Annotated in this window: 16 protein-coding genes; 11 read left to right on the top strand and 5 right to left on the bottom strand. The window is 70.3% G+C overall.

From position 1 onward, the window contains the following. Positions 1–7: 7 nt before the first annotated feature. Positions 8–472 carry a CAP domain-containing protein gene (locus HAV40_RS02540; RefSeq protein ID WP_166378549.1) on the top strand — a complete coding sequence of 155 codons (465 nt, stop codon included), beginning with the start codon at positions 8–10 and terminating at the stop codon, positions 470–472. Positions 473–484: 12 nt separating this feature from the next. On the opposite strand, the gene HAV40_RS02535 is transcribed toward HAV40_RS02540, so the two are convergent. After that, on the bottom strand, positions 485–1069 hold the full coding sequence (locus tag HAV40_RS02535) for an NADPH-dependent FMN reductase (RefSeq protein ID WP_166378547.1): 585 nt from the start codon (positions 1067–1069) through the stop codon (positions 485–487). A 156-nt stretch (positions 1070–1225) separates the two neighbouring features. Here HAV40_RS02535 and HAV40_RS02530 point away from each other — a divergent pair, with 156 nt between their 5' ends. Both HAV40_RS02530 and HAV40_RS02525 read left to right on the top strand, forming a co-directional pair. Then, positions 1226–1846, top strand: coding sequence for a VOC family protein (locus HAV40_RS02530; protein WP_166378545.1), 621 nt, complete (start codon positions 1226–1228; stop codon positions 1844–1846). 49 nt (positions 1847–1895) lie between these two features. Beyond that, a complete protein-coding gene (locus HAV40_RS02525; protein WP_166378543.1) occupies positions 1896–2633 on the top strand; it encodes a class I SAM-dependent methyltransferase in 738 nt (245 codons plus the stop codon). 47 nt (positions 2634–2680) lie between these two features. Here HAV40_RS02525 and HAV40_RS02520 read toward each other — a convergent pair whose 3' ends face one another. The 4 genes from HAV40_RS02520 to HAV40_RS02505 all read right to left on the bottom strand — a co-directional run bounded on the left by HAV40_RS02520 (position 2681) and on the right by HAV40_RS02505 (position 9821). Next, the gene (locus tag HAV40_RS02520) at positions 2681–4777 is read right to left on the bottom strand and encodes a family 43 glycosylhydrolase (RefSeq protein WP_409364970.1); all 2097 of its coding nucleotides are present in this window, start codon (positions 4775–4777) and stop codon (positions 2681–2683) included. Between the two features lie 28 nt (positions 4778–4805). Continuing rightward, on the bottom strand, positions 4806–6284 hold the full coding sequence (locus HAV40_RS02515; protein ID WP_166378541.1) for a glycoside hydrolase family 10 protein: 1479 nt from the start codon (positions 6282–6284) through the stop codon (positions 4806–4808). Between the two features lie 195 nt (positions 6285–6479). Next, on the bottom strand, positions 6480–7940 hold the full coding sequence (locus HAV40_RS02510; RefSeq protein WP_166380042.1) for a non-reducing end alpha-L-arabinofuranosidase family hydrolase: 1461 nt from the start codon (positions 7938–7940) through the stop codon (positions 6480–6482). 345 nt (positions 7941–8285) lie between these two features. Continuing rightward, positions 8286–9821 carry a sigma-70 family RNA polymerase sigma factor gene (locus HAV40_RS02505; protein WP_239086299.1) on the bottom strand — a complete coding sequence of 512 codons (1536 nt, stop codon included), beginning with the start codon at positions 9819–9821 and terminating at the stop codon, positions 8286–8288. A 1225-nt stretch (positions 9822–11046) separates the two neighbouring features. On the opposite strand from HAV40_RS02505, the gene HAV40_RS02500 reads away from it, so the two are divergent. The 8 genes from HAV40_RS02500 to HAV40_RS02465 are packed head-to-tail and all read left to right on the top strand — an operon-like array spanning position 11047 to position 20036. Continuing rightward, entirely contained in the window at positions 11047–12105 is a 1059-nt protein-coding gene (locus tag HAV40_RS02500) for a LacI family DNA-binding transcriptional regulator (protein WP_166378537.1), read from the top strand. Beyond that, on the top strand, positions 12102–13052 hold the full coding sequence (locus tag HAV40_RS02495) for a ribokinase (RefSeq protein WP_166378535.1): 951 nt from the start codon (positions 12102–12104) through the stop codon (positions 13050–13052). Before HAV40_RS02500 ends, HAV40_RS02495 begins: the two co-directional genes overlap by 4 nt. Continuing rightward, positions 13052–13441: a D-ribose pyranase gene (gene rbsD / locus HAV40_RS02490; RefSeq protein WP_166378533.1), complete on the top strand. Its 390-nt coding sequence runs from the start codon at positions 13052–13054 to the stop codon at positions 13439–13441. Before HAV40_RS02495 ends, rbsD begins: the two co-directional genes overlap by 1 nt. Beyond that, positions 13441–15441: an ADP-ribosylglycohydrolase family protein gene (locus tag HAV40_RS02485; protein WP_203671351.1), complete on the top strand. Its 2001-nt coding sequence runs from the start codon at positions 13441–13443 to the stop codon at positions 15439–15441. Before rbsD ends, HAV40_RS02485 begins: the two co-directional genes overlap by 1 nt. Continuing rightward, positions 15441–16847 carry an ABC transporter substrate-binding protein gene (locus HAV40_RS02480; RefSeq protein ID WP_166378531.1) on the top strand — a complete coding sequence of 469 codons (1407 nt, stop codon included), beginning with the start codon at positions 15441–15443 and terminating at the stop codon, positions 16845–16847. Before HAV40_RS02485 ends, HAV40_RS02480 begins: the two co-directional genes overlap by 1 nt. A gap of 20 nt (positions 16848–16867) precedes the next feature. Continuing rightward, positions 16868–17746, top strand: coding sequence for a carbohydrate ABC transporter permease (locus tag HAV40_RS02475; protein ID WP_239086319.1), 879 nt, complete (start codon positions 16868–16870; stop codon positions 17744–17746). After that, positions 17743–18627 (top strand): carbohydrate ABC transporter permease, encoded by an 885-nt coding sequence (locus HAV40_RS02470; protein ID WP_203671347.1) that lies wholly within the window; start codon positions 17743–17745, stop codon positions 18625–18627. The genes HAV40_RS02475 and HAV40_RS02470 overlap by 4 nt, the downstream gene beginning before the upstream one ends. Beyond that, entirely contained in the window at positions 18624–20036 is a 1413-nt protein-coding gene (locus HAV40_RS02465) for a sulfatase family protein (protein ID WP_166378529.1), read from the top strand. Before HAV40_RS02470 ends, HAV40_RS02465 begins: the two co-directional genes overlap by 4 nt. Positions 20037–20039 lie beyond the last annotated feature (3 nt).

Raw genomic sequence — 20039 nt, 5'->3', positions numbered from 1 at the left:
GCGAGCCATGGTGCGAAAGGTGCTCGCCGCCGGATTGGCGCTCCACCTCGCCGCGTGCGGCGGCGGTCAGGCCGAGCCCTCGCGGCCGGAGACCGGCGATCCCCTGCTGGTGCTGCTCAATCAGCGGCGCGCCGAACTGTCCTGCCCGGCGCTGTCCGGTGACCCGCGACTGGCCGAGGCGGCGCGCCGCCATGCGCGGGACATGCTCGACCACGGCGTACGCGACCACACCGGTTCCGACGGCAGCACCGCCGGGCAGCGCATCTCGGCCACCGGATACCCGGCGTCGGCGACCGGCGAGATCCTCTACTGGGCGCGGGGCACCGGGGACGCGCGGCAGGCGGTCGACGCCTGGATGGACAGCCCAGGCCATCGCGAGATCATCAGTGACTGCGGCCTCACCCAGGTCGGCGCCGTCGAACTGGCCGAGGGTGGCGAGTACGTGGCGGTGGCCGACTTCGCCACCGCGTGACCGGTGCGACGGTCAGCCCGCGTCGCGGCCCTGGCGGGGCAGGACCGACAGGACCCGCGCGATGTGGTCGCGGAACTCCACCATGTAGTCGGCCAGGAACGTCTTGACGGCCTCGTCGACGACGATGCCGTCACCGGGGAACAGCGTGTTGTTGAACTGGATGTAGGCCTCGGGTGCGGTCATCTGCCGGGCGTTGCAGAAGCTGAGGACGCCGCGCAGCGCCTGCTGGGCGAGCGCGGTGCCGATCTGGCCGATGGACGCGCCGATGACCGCCGCCGGGATGTGGTCGAACGAGTTCTTGCCCCACGGCCGCGACGCCCAGTCGATGGCGTTCTTCAGCGCACCCGGTATCGAGCGGTTGTACTCCGGGGTGACGAACAGGATCGCCTGCGAGCGGTGGATGGCGTCCTTGAGCGCGACCGCCTCGGGCGGGTAGTTCGCGTCGTGGTCGGGGCTGTACAGCGGCAGGTTGCCGATCGGGATCTCGGTGAACGACAGCTCCTCCGGCGCGAGCCGGATCAGCACGCGGGACAGTTCCCGGTTGACCGAGGTCGACGACAGGCTGCCGACGAAGTATCCGACGTGGTACGTGGTCATGGCAGAACCTCTCCTGGCAGTCGGCCCGGCTCTGGGCTGGCTGCGCGCTTCTCGGCTGCGACATGAATGCTTATCAGGATAATGGCGTTATAAGGAATGTTTCGACCGCTTCGCCAGTATCGTCAGGAGCATGATGTCGATCTCTGGGAGGACGCGATGAGCACGACCGATGGCTCGCCTGCCCGTGTCGGCGACGTCGACATGAAGCTGGAGGTGGTGGTGCTCCCGGTCACCGACGTCGCCAGGGCGGAGCAGTTCTACGGCCGCCTGGGCTGGCGCTCGGACCAGACCCCGCCCGGATCGGGCGTCGTGCAGTTGACGCCGCACGGCTCCGGCTGCTCGGTCCACTTCGGCACGGGCCTCACCTCGGCGACACCCGGTTCGGCCAAGGCGTTCCTGATCGTCAGCGACATCGTGCGGGCCCGCGAGGCGCTGGTCGCCGCGGGTGTGGACGTCGGGGAGGTCTTCCATCTCGGCCCCGACGGGCCGATCACCGGGCCCGATCCCGAGCGCGGCACCTACCGTTCGCGGGCCGAGTTCGCCGACCCCGACGGCAACACCTGGGTGATGCAGGAGGTCACCGATCGGCTGCCCGGCCGGGTCGATCCAGGGGAAACCACGTACGCCACCGCGACCGACCTGGCCGACGCGATGCGGCGCGCCTCCGAGGCCCACGGCGAGCACGAGAAGCGCATCGGCGCGGCGGATCCCGACTGGCCGACCTGGTACGCCGCGTACATGGTGGCCGAGGCCGCAGGGCAGCCGCTGCCGCAGTGACACCCGAACCCGCACCCGGCTGAGGACCTTCTGCTGGTATGCACAACGGATGAGCGATCCCTACCGGACTCTCGGCACCGGCTACGCCGAGCAGCGCCGCCCCGATCCCCGTCTGGCCGCGATCATCGACGACGCGCTCGGTGACGCCCGCACCGTGGTCAACGTGGGGGCGGGGACCGGCTCCTACGAGCCCGTGGACCGGGCCGTGCTCGCGGTGGAGCCGTCGCCGGTGATGATCGCGCAGCGTCGGCCGGGCAGCGCGTCCGTGGTACGGGCCGTCGCCGAGCGGCTGCCCTTCGCCGAAGGGAGCTTCGACGCCGGCCTGGCCGTGCTCACCGTGCACCACTGGACGGACCCCGCGCGCGGGCTGGCCGAGCTGCGCCGCGTCTCGCGCCGCCAGGTGGTGGTCACCTGGGATCCCGCGGTCATTTCGCGGTTCTGGCTGGTCGCCGACTACCTGCCCGAGATCGCCGACGCCGAGCGAGGGCTGGCCACCTGCGAGTTCATCAGCCGGGAACTGGCCCCGGCGCGGGTGACGGCGCTGCCGGTGCCGCACGACTGCACCGACGGTTTCCTGGCCGCGTACTGGAACCGGCCCCACGCGTATCTCGACCCGGCGGTCCGGGCTTCGATCTCGTCGCTGGCCAAGCTCGACCCGGTCCGGGTGGACGAGGCGATGCGGCGGCTGCGCGCCGATCTGGACAGTGGGGCGTGGCAGGAGCGCCACGGCAGCCCGGACGCCACGGGCACGGCCGACGTCGGCTACCGGCTGGTGAGCACGCCGTAGCGCGGCGCACGCGGCTCGGCGGGTGCCGAGCCGCGTGCGAGCGTCGTTCAGGGCGTGGTCAGGTCGAACCGGGACACCGTCACCGCGCCGCCTAGGGCCTGGGTGGCGTAGTTGAAGATGGCGAACCGGTAGCCCATGAAGAACTGCCAGGCGTTGTTGAGCGTGAACGCCGCGCCCAGCGAGGTGAAGTTGGTCCCGTCGGTGCTGTAGGAGAAGCGGGCCTGGCGTCCGCTGCCGGGTCTGATGTCGGCGTTGGCGCGCAGCCAGATCCGCCCGCCGGAGATCGCCGCCGAGGCGTTCTCGGTGCCGGTGCCGGTGCCGGTGGTGTTCCAGCTGCTGTCCATGGTCAGGCCGTTGGTCATGACGACGCGGGTGGTGCCGTTGTCGCGTTTGACGCCGATCCACGCCGAGGAGTCGCGCAGCATCGCCAGGCCTGCCCGGTCACCGTCGCGCATCGTCGAGTAGTCGAGCTGGATCGTGGCCGTCGAGGTCGGCCCCTGGATGCGGTGCGTGAGGGTGTTGCGGGCGCTGTAGAGGTCGCCGGTGACCGTCGCGGTCTGCAGGCGCAGACCGTTGTTGACGGCGTACCGGCTGGTGTCGGGGTTGTGGTTCCACTCCCACTGGGGTCCCAGTGCCGTGCCACTGAACGTGTCCGTGCCGATCATCGGTTTGACCGTGCGGGTGGTCAGCGGCTTGGGGTAGCTGGTGCCCCAGGCGCCGTTGACGAGCTGGATCTGCGGCCAGCCGTCGGCGGTCCAGGTGACGGGGGCGAGCACGGGGATGCGCCCGCCGGGGTAGGAGTCGACGAACGCCATGTAGTACCAGGCGCCGTTCTGGGTTTGGACGAGGCCGCCCTGGTGGGGCACGCCGCCGCCGGAGACAGGTCCGGGCAGGTTGAGCAGCAGTTGCTGCATCGTGTACGGGCCGAACGGGCTGGACGACTTGAGGATGTACTGCCCGTTGGCGGGCCGGGTGAGGAAGATGTAGTAGCTGCCGTTGCGCTTGTAGAACCGGGCCCCCTCCAGGGTGCCGACCGATGACGGGGTGCTGAAGACCTGCTGGGTGCGGACCTGGCTGAGCCCGTCGGCCGACAGCTGCGCGACGCTGATGTTGCTGTTGCCGTACGCGACGTACATCGTGTCGTTGTCGTCGACGAGCAGCCCCGCGTCGTAGTAGCAGTTGTTGATCGTGGAACGTTTCGACCAGGTCCCGTCGACGGCCGAGGCCGTGTAGACGTAGGTCTTGTTGAACTCCATGCAGCCCATCCAGTAGAACGTGCTGTTGGAGGGGCGGTAGTTCAGCGTCGACGCCCAGATGCCCTTGACGTAGGCGCGCCCGCCGCTGAGGTTGTACGCGCTCGAATGGTCGAGCACCGGCACCGAGTGCCCGGCGAACTCCCAGTTGACCAGGTCGTACGAGCGCAGGATCGGCGCGCCGGGTGAGTAGTGCATGGTGGAGGCGGAGTAGTAGTAGGCGTCGCCGACCCGGATGATGTCGATGTCGGCGAAGTCCTGCCACAGCACCGGGTTGGTGAAGGTCCCGCCCGGCGGCGGGCTGGACGGCGGCGGCGTGCTGCCGACCGGCACGAGCTGCCACTGCTGGTTGTTGCCGCCCCAGTCGTCGTACTGGACGATGTTGGCTCCGTCGGCGGTCGACGCGCCCTGCACCTCCAGGGCCTTGTTGCTGTTGCGGTTGATGAACCGGACGTAGCCGTCGGTCGAGTCGGCCAGCCGCCACTGCTGGTTGGTCCCGTTGCCGTCGGCCCACTGCACGACCGACGCCCCGTTGGCCGTGGAGAGGTTGTAGACGTCGAGGACCTTGCCGGAGTGGCGGGACTTGATCCGGTAGTAGCCGTTGCCGGAGTCGACGAACTGCCACTGCTGGTTGTTGGCGGTGCCCCGGGTCCACTGGGTGATGCGGCCGCCGTCGGCGGTGGAGAAGTTGTACACGTCCAGGGCTTTGCCGCTGTTGCGGTTGACCAGGACGTACCAGGCGCTGGTGTCCACGGTGGCGGCCTGCGCGCCGGTGGTGGCGACGACGGCCAGGCCGGTGGCTGCCAGCACGGTGACCAGGGCGCCGGCCAGGGTCGTGCGCCAGGCTCTGCGCGGTGGGCGCGCCTGCGGGGTGGTGCCGATGCCGGTCACGGCATCCTCCTGTCCGAGATGACGTGGGTTATCGGCGGATGAGCTGCCACTGCTGGTTGGCCCCCGCCCAGTCGTCGTACTGGACGACGTTCGCGCCGTCGGCCGTCGACGCGCCCTGCACTTCGAGGACCTTGCCGCTGTTGCGGTTGACCAGCCGCAGGTAGCTGCCGGACCACACGACGCGCCACTGCTGGTTGGTGCCGTTGAGGTCGGCCCACTGGACGACGGCCCCGCCGTTGGCGGTGGAGAAGTTCGAGACGTCGAGGACCTTGCCGGAGTGGCGGGACTTGATCCGGTAGTAGCCGTCGCCGGAGTCGGTGAACTGCCACTGCTGGTTGTTGGCGGTGCCGGTCGTCCACTGGGTGATGCGCCCGCCGTCGGCGGTGGAGAAGTTGTACACGTCCAGGGCCTTGCCGCTGTTGCGGTTGACCAGCGTGTACCAGGCGCTGGTGTCGATCTGCGTCGGCGCGGGGCTCGACGGGCCGGGGCTGGACGGCGTGCCGCTGTTCAGGGCGTTGAGCGTCGAGGTGTAGGCCTGCTTCTTGTTGCCGGACGAGTCGAACAGCAGCGGGTTCTGGCCGGTGCGCCAGGAGTCGCTGTCCCGGATGCCCCACACGGTGATGCCGTTGCAGCGCGACACGGCCAGGCAGGCGCGGGTGACGGTGTCGTACACGGCCGCCTGGTTCGAACCGGAGATGTCGAGCTCGGTGATCTGCACGTCGACGCCCAGGTTGGCGAAGCGCTGCAGGTTGGCCTGGTAGTCCGACGACACCGAGTTGCTCAGGTGCGACTGGAAGCCGACGCAGTCGATCGGCACGCCGCGGGACTTGAAGTCCTGCACCATGTTGTAGATGCCGGTCGACTTCGCGTTGATCCCGTCGGTGTTGTAGTCGTTGTAGCAGAGCTTGGCGTTCGGGTCGGCCGCGCGGGCGGTGCGGAACGCGACCTCGATCCAGTCGTTGCCGGTGCGCTGCAGGTTCGAGTCGCGCCGCCCGCCGCCGCCACCGTCGGCGAACGCCTCGTTGACCACGTCCCAAGAGTGGATCTTCCCGCGGTACTTGGTGGCGACCTGGGTGATGTGGTTGACCATCGCCGAGCGCAGCGCGCTGCCGCCCATGTTCTGCGCCCAGCCGGGCTGCTGGGAGTGCCAGACCAGGGCGTGCCCGCGGATGGCCATGCCCCTGCTCTGGGCGTGGCTGACGATGCGGTCGGCGTTGGTGTAGCTGAAATTGCCCTGGGACGGCTCGGTGGCGTCCCACTTCATCTCGTTCTCGGCGGTCACCGAGTTGAACTCGCGGTTGAGGATGTTCGCGTAGGTGGAGTCGCTGAGCTTGAACGCGGCGATCGCGGCGCCGAAGTAGCGGCCCCGTTCGGCCGCCGACGCGCCGAGGGTCGTGCCCGCGCTGGCCGAGCTGGTCAGGGCGATGGTGGTCAGGGCGGTGGCGGCCACGAGCAGCGTCGCGGTCAGCGCCGCCCGGAACGATCGGCTGTGCGGTTTCCGTTGCATCTTCGTCTCCTGAAGCGGGTGGGCAGGTCCGTGGAGGCCCGCCCGGACGGTGTCCGGGCGGTGCGGCAGTGCGCTGGTGCACCGATCCGGGCGAGCCTGGGCGGGCCCGGCGGTCGGGTGGTGCCGGTGATGCCGGGTTGCTCTGCCGGGCCCGCAGATCGCGGAGAGTGACCTGCGGACCCGGCAGAGCGACGGTCAGCGCTGCAGGGTGAGCAGGCCGGGCCGGTAGGGCAGCAGACCGTAGTCGCCGCCGGAGTTGGGCGAGCGACCCTGGTAGAGCAGCTGCAGGTTGCAGGGGTCGATGGTCATGGTCTGGTCGGCGTTGCTGCGCAGCAGCTCACCGTGGCTGATGTCGTTGGTCCAGGTGGCTCCGCTGTTGGCCTTGCCCGCGAACGGGTTGCTCTCGCTGGCGGCCTGCGGGGTCCACGAGCCGCCGAGGCTGGTGGCGGTGAAGGAGCGGAAGTACCGGCCCTGCGAGCCGATCGCCTCGACGATCATGAGGTACTGGTTCTGCCCGGCGACCTTGTACACCTGGACGGCTTCGAACAGGTTGTTCGTCGAGTCGCTCATGATGACCGTGGAGGTCGAGCCGAAGCTGCCGGGGAAGTTGCCGATCGGCATGCTCGCCCGGTAGATCTTGCCGTTGTCCCCGGCGAAGAACAGGTACATGTTCGTGCTGTCACCGATGACCGCCTGGTCGATCGGTCCCGTGCCGGAGCCGGAGATGCTGCCGGAGAACAGGGTCTGCGCCGACGACCAGCCGTTGGGGTTGGTGGGGTCGCTGGAGGTCCGGTAGGAGAACGCGGTCGGGCCCCACTGGTAGGCCAGGATCCAGATGTTGCGCGGGGCGAAGTAGAACAGCGAGGGTGCGACAGTGCCCGACGACATGGTGTTCTGGCTGGCCGAGGCCATGTCGGACCAGTTCGTGAACAGGCTGAAGTTCATCGAGCCCCAGCTCGGCCCGTTGTCGTGCGTGGTGGCGTAGACCAGGTGACGGCCGTTGTAGGGCGCGTACGTGAAGTCCTTCAGCGACACCCAGCCCGATTTCGGGTTGGCCAGCGAACCCGTCGACGTCCACCGGTAGGACGACGGCAGGGAGCAGCCGCCCGGCGGCGGTGACGACGACGCGCTCGGGCTCGGCGTCGGGTTGGACCCGACCCGGACGAGCTGCCACTGCTGGTTGTTGCCGCCCCAGTCGTCGTACTGGACGATGTTGGCTCCGTCGGCGGTCGACGCGCCCTGCACCTCCAGGGCCCGGTTGCTGTTGCGGTTGATGAACCGGACGTAGCCGTCGGTCGAGTCGGCCAGCCGCCACTGCTGGTTGGTCCCGTTCAGGTCGGCCCACTGGACGACGGCTCCGCCGTTGGCGGTGGAGAAGTTGTAGACGTCGAGGACCTTGCCCGAGTGGCGGGACCTGAGGCGGTAGTAGCCGCTGCCGGAGTCGACGAACTGCCACTGCTGGTTGTTGGCGGTGCCCCGGGTCCACTGGGTGATGCGGCCGCCGTCGGCGGTGGAGAAGTTGTACACGTCCAGGGCTTTGCCGCTGTTGCGGTTGACCAGGACGTACCAGGCGCTGGTGTCCACGGTGGCGGCCTGCGCGCTGGTGCCGGCGACGACGGCGATGCCGGTGCTCGCCAGTACGGTGACCACCGCCATGGTCAGCACGGCTTGCCACGATCGTCGTCGGGCAGTGGGCGGGGTGCGGGTGATGATGCCGGTCACGGCATCCTCCTTGGAATCAGTCGGGACGAAAAGGGCAGGTCGAGGGCGCGACGCGGCGCCGTCGTAGGCCGCGCGGGTGTCAGGACGGCCGTCCACGGTGCTGCAGGGGGAATCGACGGTCACAGGTCACCGTGGAGCGCGTCATGGAAGACGCCGCCCGCTCCGGGCGGTGGCCGAGGCGCTGCGTGTGTCACGCGCCTGCTGTCCGTCAGTCGAATGTGACCGATAACATGCCGGGCGTCAAGACGACCGAAAATGTTTCAATCGCATTTCTTGCCGCTAGGCGGTCAGCGGCGTCCGGACCCGGAACGCGCTGTCGGCCCGGAACGCCGCCGATCCGTCGTTCTGGTCGACCCACAGCTGACCGCCGCGCCGGTGCATGAACCAGCCCGGATAGTTCGACGACTCCAGCTGGACCGTGCCGGTCCCGGCCACCGGGCGTACGCAGAAGGTGGCGTCGCCGCGGAACAGTGCGGTGTCGATCCGCTCGTCCAGCCGCAGCCGCCACGACAGGTGGCGCAGATACCGCCCGTCAGCCGACCGCAAGGATAAGCACTTCGGATCGTTCAGCCCGGCGACGACCTCGAAGGTCGCCTGCTCCCGTGCCGCGGAGGCGCTCGCGGCCGACAGCGCGGCGAGCACGCCCACGCTGTCGGCGGTGGTGACGTACAGGCCGGGTCCGCCGCCGGCCTCCAGCGACACCGGCCCGGCCGTCAGCGCGCGTGCCGGGCTCGGCTGCACCCGGCTCGGCGTGGGACTCGGGCGGGTCGCCGACGGGCGCGGCACGGCCGGGATCGCGGGTGCGGCCGTCGTGGCCGCAGGCGGCGGCGCGGCGGCCGCCGGGGGCGATGGCGGCGCTGCCGCGGGCCAGGCGATCACGGCGACCGTGGCCGCGGCGACCACGGACCCGGTCGCGGCGGTGGCCGTCACCGGCGCGGCGGCGAACACCTTCGCCAGGTGGCCGAGCACGCCCGCCTTGGTGGCGGCCAGCGTCGCCGATGAGGTCGCGGCGGCCGTGGCGCCCTTGCCGAGCACGGCCGCGGCCAGCGCCAGCGGCACGGGCAGCACGGCGAGCCCGGTGAGCAGCCGCTCGGCGGCGACCAGATCGCCGCTGCCGGCCGCGCAGTCGGCGCAGGCGAGAACGTGCCGGGTCAAGCGCTTGCGCCAGGCCGAGGCCGGTACGCCGTCCCAGCCGGTCACCACGTCGTCGAGCCCGGCACAGCGGGGCCGCCGGTCCAGGGCCGCGACGAAAACGCGGCACTGTTCCAGTTGCTGGCGCATGCGCTGCACCCGGACCCCGGCGTGGGCGACGCTGACGCCGGCCGCTGACGCCAGCTCTGTGCGCGTCAAGCCGCCCGCGACCTCCAGCCACCACAGCGACAGCAGCACGCGGTCGTCGGTCTCCAGCCACTGGGCCGCCCGCGCCGCCTGCCGACGCTGCGCGGCGATGCCCAGCCGCAGCACCGCCAGGTCCTCGAAGGACGCGTGCACGTCGGCTACCCCGGTCAGGGCGTCGAGATCGCCGTCGGGCCGCGGCGTACGCCGCCGCTGCAGGTGGGTGCTCACCTGGCGCACGGCGATCGTGCCCAGCCAGGCCCGGAAGGTGTACGGGTCGCGCAGGCCGCGCAGCTCGCGGACGGCGCGGACCATGGTCTCCTGAACCACGTCGTCCGCGTCGGGGTCGGCGTCCAGAGCCCGGCGCACGATGGTGTAGACGAACGGCAGGTAGGCGTCGAGTAGAGCTTCGAGCGCGCGCCGGTCGCCGGCTTGCGCCGCGGTGACGAGTGCGGCGTCGTCGGGGCTGCTGGTCGGCATGTCCATATCGCTGTCGTGGCGGATCGGGGGAGTTGACTTTGGCTGACGGCGGTCGTCCCGTCAAGGCGGCCGTGCGTGGTTCGGGCAACCGTCACCAGGTGCGACTTCACGTCGGGTTGCCGCATAACGACTTTTCTCGACAACGATCTGGGCGCGACACGCCGGAAAGCATGTGGTGATAAACGTTATGCAGGCTCGATCAAAGTGGTCGCCGTGGCTGATGTCCACTTCGTTTCGGCAGCTATTCGGGATGCTTCCTGCGGGTCTCCACCTGGTGATACGTGCCACGAAAGCGGATTGCCCAGACCATTCCGCGGCAGGGGGACGGTGACTGCCCACTTGAGAACGGAGGGGGACTCTGGCAGTCTCGGCGCATACCGGATCGGCGTGCCCGCGTCGGCTCCGGTCGCATTCCACCGTTGCTCGACTGCTCTGGACGTCGCCGAACCAGGCGCAGTGATGTGAGCGCTAACATAGATGGAGGTAGCTCAAGGTGGGTCGAGGTGCGTCGCCCCGTTCCTCGTTCCGCTCTCCGGCTTCGAACACCGCTCCCGGTGTGGTCACGGCACAGTCAGGCGTCGACCGCACCGGACCGTCCCATCGGAGGTCCTGACCGGAAGGTTGCCTTTCCCGGTGGCATGCGCCGATCAGTCGAGCCCGGTGCGGCCCTCGGCCCAGTAGCCTCGCCCCCCACCCGTGCGTATCTTGGGGACGGTTCCGCCCGATTGCCTGGCAAGTCGAGCGATCATGCACGGGTTAGGGCGCCGCTGCGCCCGTTCGTGCCGCTTCCGTCGGTGGAGCCGCTACGGCCGGTTTCAAGATCGCCTTTCGTGCCATCTTGTGCTGTCTGACCACGCATGCCGACACTAAACAGCGATCTTTCGCGGTGGAGCCTCCCGCGAAGTCGGCTGCCGCAAGACCAGTGCCTTCATCGCCGCGTTCCGCCGCGCCACCGGCCGCACCCCGGCACCTACCTGTCCGGCTAGACACGTTCCGCCGGCCGTAACGGCCCGGACGTCTCCCGCTCCTGACCTGCGCTTTCGGCGCGACGGCCCGACCAGGCACGATCGGACGGCGTACGGCAGACGAGCGGGTCCAGCACAGCGATCGACAAGATCCGTTGTCTCGGTCAGGTAACAGCTATCAACACGTATTGCGCAACCACATCCGCTAGTCACATCCTGGCAACCTCGCTGAAACGCAACTCGTGTTGACGGAGGTTGGAGTGACGGTACGGCGCGCTGACGTGGCGAAGCTGGCAGGAACATCGCCGGCTGTCGTCAGCTATGTCCTCAACGGGGGACGCCCGGTCGCCGCGCACACCCGTGCGAAGGTGCTGGCCGCGATCGAGCAGCTCGGCTACCGGCCCAACGGCATCGCCCGGTCGCTGCGCATGAACCGCACCATGACCCTCGGGCTGGTGGTGCCCGACAACGCGAACCCGTTCTTCGCCGAGCTGGCCCGCGCCATCGAGGAGGAGGCGTTCGCCCGCGGCTACACGCTGCTGATCGGCAACGCCGCCGAGGACGACCAGCGCCAGACCACCTACGTGCGTACCTTCCTGGCCCGCCAGGTCGACGGGCTGTTCCTCGTCCCGGCACACGGCCCGGTCGGCTGCCTGGAGGAGCTGGAGCGCTCGCGGGTGCCGTGGGTGTCGCTGGACCGGCAGGTCGACGGGGCCACCGCCCCGGCGGTGCTGGTCGACAACCGGGGCGGCGCGCGGGTCGCGGTCGAGCACCTGCTCGCCCACGGCCGCACCCGCATCGCCTGCATCGCCGGGCCGCGCGACGTCATGCCCGCCACCGACCGCGTCGCCGGGTGGCGCGACGCGCTGACCGCGGCCGGGGTACGCCCCGCCGACATGCTCGCCTGGCACGCGCCGTTCGGCCGCCGCGCCGGGTACGAGTCGACCCGGGCGATCCTCGCCGACCCGCGCGACCGCCCGGACGCGATCTTCGCCGCCAGCGACCAGCAGGCGATCGGAGCCCTGCGGGCCATCGCCGAGCTGGGCCTCGGCTGCCCCACCGACGTGGCCCTGGCCTCGTTCGACGGCATCGCGCCGGGGGCGTTCACGACTCCGGGGCTCACCACGATGGTGCAGCCCTTCCCGCAGCTCGGCCGGGTGGCCATGGACCACCTGCTCGGGCAGCTCGCGGGCACCGAACAGCAGCCGCAGGTGCTGCCTGTCGAACTGCTCGCCCGCGGCTCGTGCGGCTGCGACGACCCGCCCGGCGGCGGCCGCGCCAGCGCACCGACCAGTACGAACGAAATGGGGAAACGATGACCAGGGTGGCGGTGGTCGGCAGCGTCAACCTCGACCTGACCGTGGCGGTGTCGCACCTGCCCGATCCGGGCGAGACCGTGCTGGGCTCGGAGGTCTCCTTCCGGCCCGGCGGCAAGGGCGGCAACCAGGCCGTCGCCGCGCGCCGGATGGGGGCCGACACGATCCTGTTCGCCGCGGTCGGCGCGGACCAGTTCGGCCTGGACCTGCGCACCGCGCTGCAGGCTGAGGGGCTGCCCGCGGGGAGCCTGACCACGATCGACGGCGCGGCAACGGGGCTGGCCATGATCGTGGTGGAGGGTGCGGGGGAGAACACGATCGTCGTCGCTCCCGGCGCGAACGAGCTGCTCGACGGCCAGCCGCTGACCGCCCAGCTGCCGCAGCTGCTGTCACCGGGCGCGGTGCTGCTGCTGCAGCTGGAGATCCCGCTCGCCACCTGCCTGGACGCGGCCCTGCTGGCGCGCGCGGCGGGAGCGACGGTGCTGCTCAACGCCGCTCCGCTGCCGAAGGTGATGGACCCCGTGTTCGCCGAGCTGCTGGCGGCCGTCGACGTGCTGGTGGTGAACGAGGGCGAGGCGTGGCACCTGAGCGGGCAGCAGGGCGCACCGCCTCGGGACACCGCCGGCTGGCAGCGCCTGGCCGCGCAGCTGACCGCGCACGGACCACGCGTGTGCGTGGTGACCCTCGGCGGCGACGGCGCGGTGCTGGCCGGACCGGACGGGGAGCTGGCCTGTGCCGGTTTCCCGGTGGCGGTGGTCGACACCACCGGCGCGGGCGACGCGTTCTGCGGGGCGCTGGCGGTGTCGCTGGCGCAGGGCCGGGGACCGGCCGAGGCGCTGCGGCGCAGCTGCGCGGTCGGCGCGCTGGCCACCACCCGGATGGGCGCGCAGGCCGCGCTGCCCACCGCCGCCGAGGTCGACGGGTTCCTGACCGGGAACGGGAGGGCCTGATGCGGCGCGACGGGATCTGGCATCCGCGGCTGGCCGAACTGCTGGCGGCGCTGGGCCACTACGACAGCATCGTGCTCGCCGACGCGGGCCTGCCGGTGCCGCGCGGGGTCGAGACCATCGACCTGGTGTGGGGGCGCGGCGAGCCTGCGCTGCTGCCGGTGCTGCGGGCGGTGGCCGGTGAGCTGGTCGTCCAGGAGGCGGTGGTCGCCCACGAGCTGACCGACGCGGCCTTCCTGGCCGGGCTGCGCGAAGCGGTCGGCGGCGTGCCGGTCGCGGCCGTGGACCACGAACAACTCAAGGCGCTGTGCGGCCGGGCCCATGCGGTCGTACGCACAGGCGAGGCGACGCCGTACGCCAACGTGATCCTGCGAGCGGGAGTGGCTTTCTGATGGTGAACGACGATTACGCCGAGCGCGTGTACGCCGGGGTGCTGGGCAAGGTCATCGCGGTGTACCTGGGCAGGCCGTTCGAGGGCTGGACCCACGACAAGATCACCGCCGAGCTGGGCGACGTGACCTACTACGTCAACGACCGGCACGACGTGGCACTCAAGCACCACCTGCTGGTCGTCGCCGACGACGACATCAGCGGCACGTTCGTGTTCCCGCGGGTGCTGGCCCGCCACCCGGAGCCGACCAGCGTCCAGGTCGGGCACACCTGGCTCAACGAGATCGTCGAGAACGTCAGCGTGCTGTGGTGGGGCGGGCTGGGCAACTCCACCGAGCACACCGCGTACCTGCGGATGAAGGCCGGGGTCGTGCCGCCGGAGAGCGGTTCGATCGCCCGCAACGGCACCGTCGTCGCCGAGCAGGTCGGCGCGCAGATCTTCGTCGAGGGCTTCGCGATGACCCGGCCGGGCGACCCGGCCGCCGCCGCGGACCTGGCCGAGCGCGCCGCCCGGGTCAGTCACGACGGCGAGTCGATCCACGCCGCCCGCGTGGTCGCGGCACTGGTCGCCGGGGCGTTCACCGAGTCCGACATGGACAAGCTGCTGGACACGGCGGTCGGCCTGATCCCGGGGGACAGCCTCATCGCCCAGGTCGTCGCCGACGTGCGGGAGTGGTCGGCGCAGGCGTCCGACTGGCGCGAGACCCGCACCCGCATCGACGAGAAGTACGGCTACCACCGCTACGGCGGCAACTGCCACGTGGTGCCCAACCACGCCACGGTCATCCACGCGCTGGTGCACAGCGGCGGCGAGTTCGCCGAGGCGATGAAGGTCGTGTGCACCTCCGGCTGGGACACCGACTCCAACGCGGGCAACGTCGGCGCGATCTGCGGCGTACGCCTCGGACTGGCCGGGCTCGCCGCACCGGACTGGCGCGGTCCGATCGCCGACCGCATGTACCTGCCGACCGTCGACGGCGGCTCCAGCGTCACCGACGCGGCCACCCAGGCCGTCATCCTGGCCAACCACGGCCTGCGCTGGGCCGGACGCGAGCCGCTGGTCCCCAAGGACGGGGCGCGTTTCCACTTCGCGCTGCCCGGCTCGGTGCAGGGCTTCACCGCGTCGTCGGGCACCGGCACGCTGAGCAACACCGCCGGGCGGCTCGACGTCGACGGCCCCGCGACCGTCACCACCCCGACGTTCACCCCGCCCGAGGGCCTGGACATGCCCATCTACGGCATGGTCGCCAGCCCGACGCTGTACCCGGGGCAGACCGTCACCGCCGTGTTCACCGGCGACGCGCAGGTCAGCCTGCTCGTCGGCTACTACGGGGCCGACGACCAGCTGCACACGGTCGCCTCACCGCAGCAGGCGGCGGGCACGCTGCGCGTCCGGGTGCCGGACCTCGGCGGATACCCGGTGGCGTTCGTCGGGTTCCGCACCGACGGCCCGGTGGCCCTGGACCGGCTCACCTGGGACGGCGCACCCGAGGTGCGGCTGACCCGGCCCGCCGGTGGCGGCACGATGTGGCGGCGGGCCTGGGTGCAGGCCGCCGACCAGTGGTTCGACCGCTGGCCCGAGCCGTTCCGGCTGGTCCAGAACCAGGGCACCGGCCTGCTCGTACAGGGCGAGGCGGGCTGGCGCGACTACACGGTCACCGCCGACGTCACCCCGCACCTGGCCCGCGCCGCCGGATTGGCCGCCCGGGTCCAGGGCGCCCGCGACTACTACGCCCTGGAACTGGCCGGACGCGACACCGCCCGGCTCGTATGCGGCGACCGGGTGCTGGCCAGCGCGCCGCTGCCGTGGGAGTTCGGCACCACGTACACGCTGCGCCTGACCGTCGCGGGCAGTCGGCTCACCGGCTCCGTCGACGGGACGGTCCTGTTCGACCTGCACGACGAAACCCTCGCCCACGGCGGCATCGCGCTCGTGGTCACCGAGGGCCGCACCACCACGCACGAAGTGAACATCACGCCCCTCACCTCCTTGGAGTCCTGATGAACCTCGCGATGAACCGGCGCCGGCTGCTCGGCACAGCCGGCCTGACCGCCCTGGGCCTGACCGCGCCCGGCCTGCTGGCCGCGTGCGCCGGTGAGGAGGAGCCGATCGTGCCGGGCGACAACGCCCAGGGCAAGATCGACCTCTGGATCGACGTGCAGGGCGACGCCAACCAGAAGTACTTCACCGACAACGTCGTGGGTAACTTCGAGAAGGCCCGCCCGAAGATCGACCTGAACGCGACCTTCTACAAGGGCGAGGACCTGCGCCGCCTCATCCAGACGTCGCTGCAGGCCAAGTCCGGCCCCGACGTGGTCCGCGGCCCGTCGGCCACCCAGACCATCGCCTGGAGCCGCGCGCACATCCTGGCCGACCTCACCCCGTACGCCAAGAAGTTCGGCTGGGAGTCGAAGCTGGCCACGTGGGCCATGCAGGCGTTCACCAACGACGGCAAGCTCTACGCCCTGCCGATGCGCGTGGACACCATGCTGCTGTACTACAACAAGTCCCTGTTCGCCACGAACGGCTGGCAGACCCCGACGAACCGGTCCGAGCTGGAGGCCATCGCCGCCGACGCCCACGGCAAGGGCATCGTGCCGTTCGGCTCCTCCAACGTCGACTGGAAGGCCGCCGGCGAGTGGCTGATGACGGTCTTCTGGAACCACTACTCGGGTCCCGACGCCCTGCACCAGGCCCTGTCCGGCCAGATCCAGTTCACCGACCCCGTGTTCGTCGAGGCCGTCGAGCTGGTCAAGTCGTACTTCGACAAGGGCTGGATCGCCGGTGGCACCGACAAGTACTTCTCCGTCCCGTCGACCGAGATCGGCGCGAACTTCGGCAAGGGCACCGTGGCCATGGTGCCGCAGGGCAACTGGTTCATGAGCCAGGTCGGCCAGTACTTCGGCGCCAAGGCCAAGAACGACAACGAGTGGGACTGGATGCCCATGCCCGCGCTGCGTCAGGAGGTCAAGTACCCGCTGTTCGAGATCGGCATCGGCGGTTCGCTGGCCGTCAACGCGGCCAGCAAGAACAAGGACGCCGCCGCCGAATACCTCGACTGGTACTACGGCGACAAGGCCGCCGCGCTCAAGCGCATGGCCGACGTGCCCTCGACCTACAACATCCCGGTCGACTTCGCCGACGCCGACATCCCCTCGACCATCGACGCCCGCGCCGGACGCGTGCTGACCTCGGTCAACAAGGCCGTCGCGACCGGTGACTACGGCTACGTCACCTGGACCTGGTGGCCGCCGAAGACCGACGTGTTCATCTACGAGGGCCTGGAGCAGGTGCTCACCGGCAAGCTGACCCCGGCGCAGTACTGCCAGCAGCTCGCCGACAAGTTCAAGGCCGAGAAGGCCGAGGGCAACATCCCGCCGCTGCCCGCACGGGGTCCGGCGAAATGATCGCGCCGTCGGTGACGACCATGGACACCGCGCCGACCGGGGGTAGGCCGAAGTCGCGCGGCAGCAAGCGGGCCTGGCTGTTCCTGAGCCCGCTGCTGATCCTCAACGGCCTCGTCGTCCTCGGCCCAGCCCTGGCCACGGTGTACTACGCGTTCACCGACTGGTCCGGTCTGGGACCGGCGACCTTCATCGGGTTCGACAACTTCACCCGCGCCTTCGCCGACCCGGCCGTGCACGACGCCCTGTGGCACAACGTCATCTGGTTCGTGCTGTTCGGCTCGATCCCGACGGCGATGGGACTGCTCGGCGCGTACCTGCTCTCGCAGGTCAAGCGGTTCCAGGTGCTGTTCCGGGCGCTGTACTTCATCCCGTACGTCGTGGCCAGCGTGGTCAATGCCGCCGTGTGGAAGATGCTGCTGTCACCGACCAGCGGCATCGGCCACGCCATGGGCATCGACCACGCCTGGCTCGGCGACCCGGACACCTCGCTGCTCAGCGTCAACTTCGTCGTCGACTGGCACTGGTGGGGCTTCCTGGCCGTGGTGTACCTGGCCGCGATGCAGGGCGTCGACCCGGAGCTGTACGACGCCGCGAAGATGGACGGCGCCAACCGCTGGCAGCAGTTCACGTCGGTGACCCTGCCGGGCATCCGCCCGACCGTGGTCTTCCTGAGCCTGATGACGGTCATCTGGACGCTCAAGGCGTTCGACTACATCTTCATCATGACCGGCGGCGGCCCCGCCGGGTCCAGCGAAGTCGTCTCCACGCTCATGTACAAGCAGGCCTTCAACGAGTACGAGGCCGGCTACGCGGCCGCCCTCGGCCTGACCATGACCGTGATCATCGGCTTCGTGCTCGCCGGCTACCAGTACCTCAAGCGAAAGGGGTGGGAAGAGTGACCACCTCGACCCTGGAGCGGCCCGCGACGAAGGCCGCACCGCGGGCCGCCCGGCCGATGCGCAGCGAGCGCCGCGCCATGCCCGTCTACTACCTGATCCTGATCGCGCTGGCCGTGTTCGCGATCGGCCCGATGATCGCGCTGCTGTTCAACGCGTTCAAGAACAACGCCGAGATCGGTGCGAACCCGCTGTCGCCGCCGACCTCGCTGAGCCTGTCCAACTTCACCGAGGCGTGGACCCGCGGCGACTTCGCCACCACCATGCTCAACAGCGCGATCCTGTGCCTGGGCTCGGTCGTGGGCACCTGCTTCGTGGCGGGCCTGGCGGCGTACGCGCTCAGCCACCTCAACGTGCGCGGCGGCAACGGCGTGGTCGCCTACCTGTTCCTGTCCAGCGCCCTGCCGGTGCAGCTGTTCGTGGTCCCGCTGTTCTTCATGTGGACCAACCTCGGCCTCACCGACACCCGCCCCGGCCTGATCCTCATCTACATCGCCACCGACGCGCCGTTCGCGGCCCTGCTGCTGCGCTCGTTCCTGCTCAAGATCCCACACGACTTCACCGAGGCGGCCCGCCTGGACGGCGCGTCCGACTGGCAGATCGCCTGGCGGGTGGTGCTGCCGCTGGCCTGGCCGGGGCTGCTCACCGTCGCGCTGATCGTCGGGCTGTGGTCCTGGAACGAGTTCTTCTGGGCCATCACCTTCATCCACGACCCCGAGCTGCGGCCCATCTCCACCAGCTTCATGGCGTTCCAGGACCAGTACTCCACCGACTGGGGCCTGACCAGCGCCGCCGCCATCTTCATGCTCGGACCCGTGGTCCTGCTGTTCCTGCTGCTCCAGCGCAAGTTCGTCGCCGGGCTGACCTCCGGAGGTATCAAGTGACCACCCGCCCCAACGTCATCCTCATCATCGCCGACCAGCTGCGCCGCCAGGCCCTGGGCTGCTACGGCGACCCGAACGTGGCGACCCCGCACATCGACGCCCTCGCCGGGCAGGGGACCCGCTTCGACGCCGCGTCGTCGAGCTACCCGGTGTGCGTGCCGTTCCGGTTCAGCCTGGTCACCGGCGAGCACGCGCACACCCGGTTCATCCCGTCGATCGAGTGGCGCATGTCGCCGGCCGAGCGCACCATCGCCGACGAGTTCAACGAGGCCGGATACCACACCGCGCTGTTCGGCAAGTGGCACCTGTACGGCAACTTCGGCCACTACCCGGGCCACAACGTCGTCAAGGCGTCGCGCACCCCGGTGCCCCGGCCGTTCCAGGGCCGCTTCCAGCGCTTCGCCGGGTTCGACATCTGCAACGACCCGTGGGACACCTACTACTGGAACGAGGACGACCCGACCCCGCACAAGATCGAGGGCTTCCAGACCGACGGGCTGTTCGACCTGGCCATCGAGTACGCCGACGAGCGCGCCCGCGACGGGCAGCCGTACGCCACGGTCCTGTCCGTCGAACCGCCGCACCCGATCTTCACCGCGCCGGAGGAGTACCTGCAGCGCTGGGCCGACCGGCCGGTGCAGGTGCGCGACAACGTCGAGCTGGCCAAGGAGTACAACAAGCGCGGCCCGCACGGCAAGGACCTGCTCGACGACCTGCGCACCTACTACGCCATGATCGAGAACCTGGACGACAACGTCGGCCGCCTCGTCGAGGCCCTGCGCGCCAACGGCCAGCTCGACAACACCGTCATCGCGCTCACCGCCGACCACGGCGAGCTGCTCGGCTGCCACGGACTGCTGGCCAAGCAGCGGCCCTGGGAGGAGTCGATCGGCATCCCGCTGATCGTGTCCGGCGGCGGCGTCGCCACCGCGCGGACCGTCGACGACCCGGTCTGCACCGAGGACCTGTTCCCGACCCTGCTCGGTCTGGCCGGGATCACGCCACGCGACCCGAAACCCGGCCTGGACCTGACCCCGCTGGTCAACGGCACCACCGAACACCTCGACCGGGAGGCGGTGCTGCTGGAGTTCGTCGCCGAGATGCGCCCCGGCCTGCCGTTCCACGACGAGACGTGGCGCGGTGTGCGCAGCCGCCGCTACAAGTACACGGTGCTCGGCGACGCCCACGGCGGCAAGCCGTGGCAGTTCTTCGACCTGGAGACCGACCCGTACGAGCTGACCAACCTCGTCGACGCGCCCGAGCACGCCGAGCAGGCCGCCCACCACCACGGGCTGCTGCGCGACCTGCTCGCCAACACCCACGACCACTACGTGCTGGCCCCCGCCTTCGGGCAGGACGGGCTCAACGAGTGGGACCCCGAGGCGAAGTTCCAGCGCCGCTTCGGCTGACCT

Origin of the sequence: Catellatospora methionotrophica (assembly GCF_011297335.1) — a bacterium.
In the GTDB taxonomy this organism is placed as follows: Bacteria; Actinomycetota; Actinomycetes; order Mycobacteriales; family Micromonosporaceae; genus Catellatospora; species Catellatospora methionotrophica.
The sequence above is the reverse complement of the archived record's forward strand: the minus strand, read 5'-3'. Positions and strand labels throughout refer to the sequence as shown.

Coding starts and splice junctions, on each gene's coding strand:
- HAV40_RS02505 (WP_239086299.1), bottom strand. CDS start 9,821: ATGCCGACCAGCAGCCCCGACGACGCCGCACTCGTCACCGCGGCGCAA.
- HAV40_RS02515 (WP_166378541.1), bottom strand. CDS start 6,284: ATGCAACGGAAACCGCACAGCCGATCGTTCCGGGCGGCGCTGACCGCG.
- HAV40_RS02495 (WP_166378535.1), top strand. CDS start 12,102: ATGACCAGGGTGGCGGTGGTCGGCAGCGTCAACCTCGACCTGACCGTG.
- HAV40_RS02475 (WP_239086319.1), top strand. CDS start 16,868: ATGGACACCGCGCCGACCGGGGGTAGGCCGAAGTCGCGCGGCAGCAAG.
- HAV40_RS02530 (WP_166378545.1), top strand. CDS start 1,226: ATGAGCACGACCGATGGCTCGCCTGCCCGTGTCGGCGACGTCGACATG.
- HAV40_RS02525 (WP_166378543.1), top strand. CDS start 1,896: ATGAGCGATCCCTACCGGACTCTCGGCACCGGCTACGCCGAGCAGCGC.
- HAV40_RS02535 (WP_166378547.1), bottom strand. CDS start 1,069: ATGACCACGTACCACGTCGGATACTTCGTCGGCAGCCTGTCGTCGACC.
- HAV40_RS02485 (WP_203671351.1), top strand. CDS start 13,441: ATGGTGAACGACGATTACGCCGAGCGCGTGTACGCCGGGGTGCTGGGC.
- HAV40_RS02510 (WP_166380042.1), bottom strand. CDS start 7,940: ATGGCGGTGGTCACCGTACTGGCGAGCACCGGCATCGCCGTCGTCGCC.
- HAV40_RS02540 (WP_166378549.1), top strand. CDS start 8: ATGGTGCGAAAGGTGCTCGCCGCCGGATTGGCGCTCCACCTCGCCGCG.
- rbsD (WP_166378533.1), top strand. CDS start 13,052: ATGCGGCGCGACGGGATCTGGCATCCGCGGCTGGCCGAACTGCTGGCG.
- HAV40_RS02480 (WP_166378531.1), top strand. CDS start 15,441: ATGAACCTCGCGATGAACCGGCGCCGGCTGCTCGGCACAGCCGGCCTG.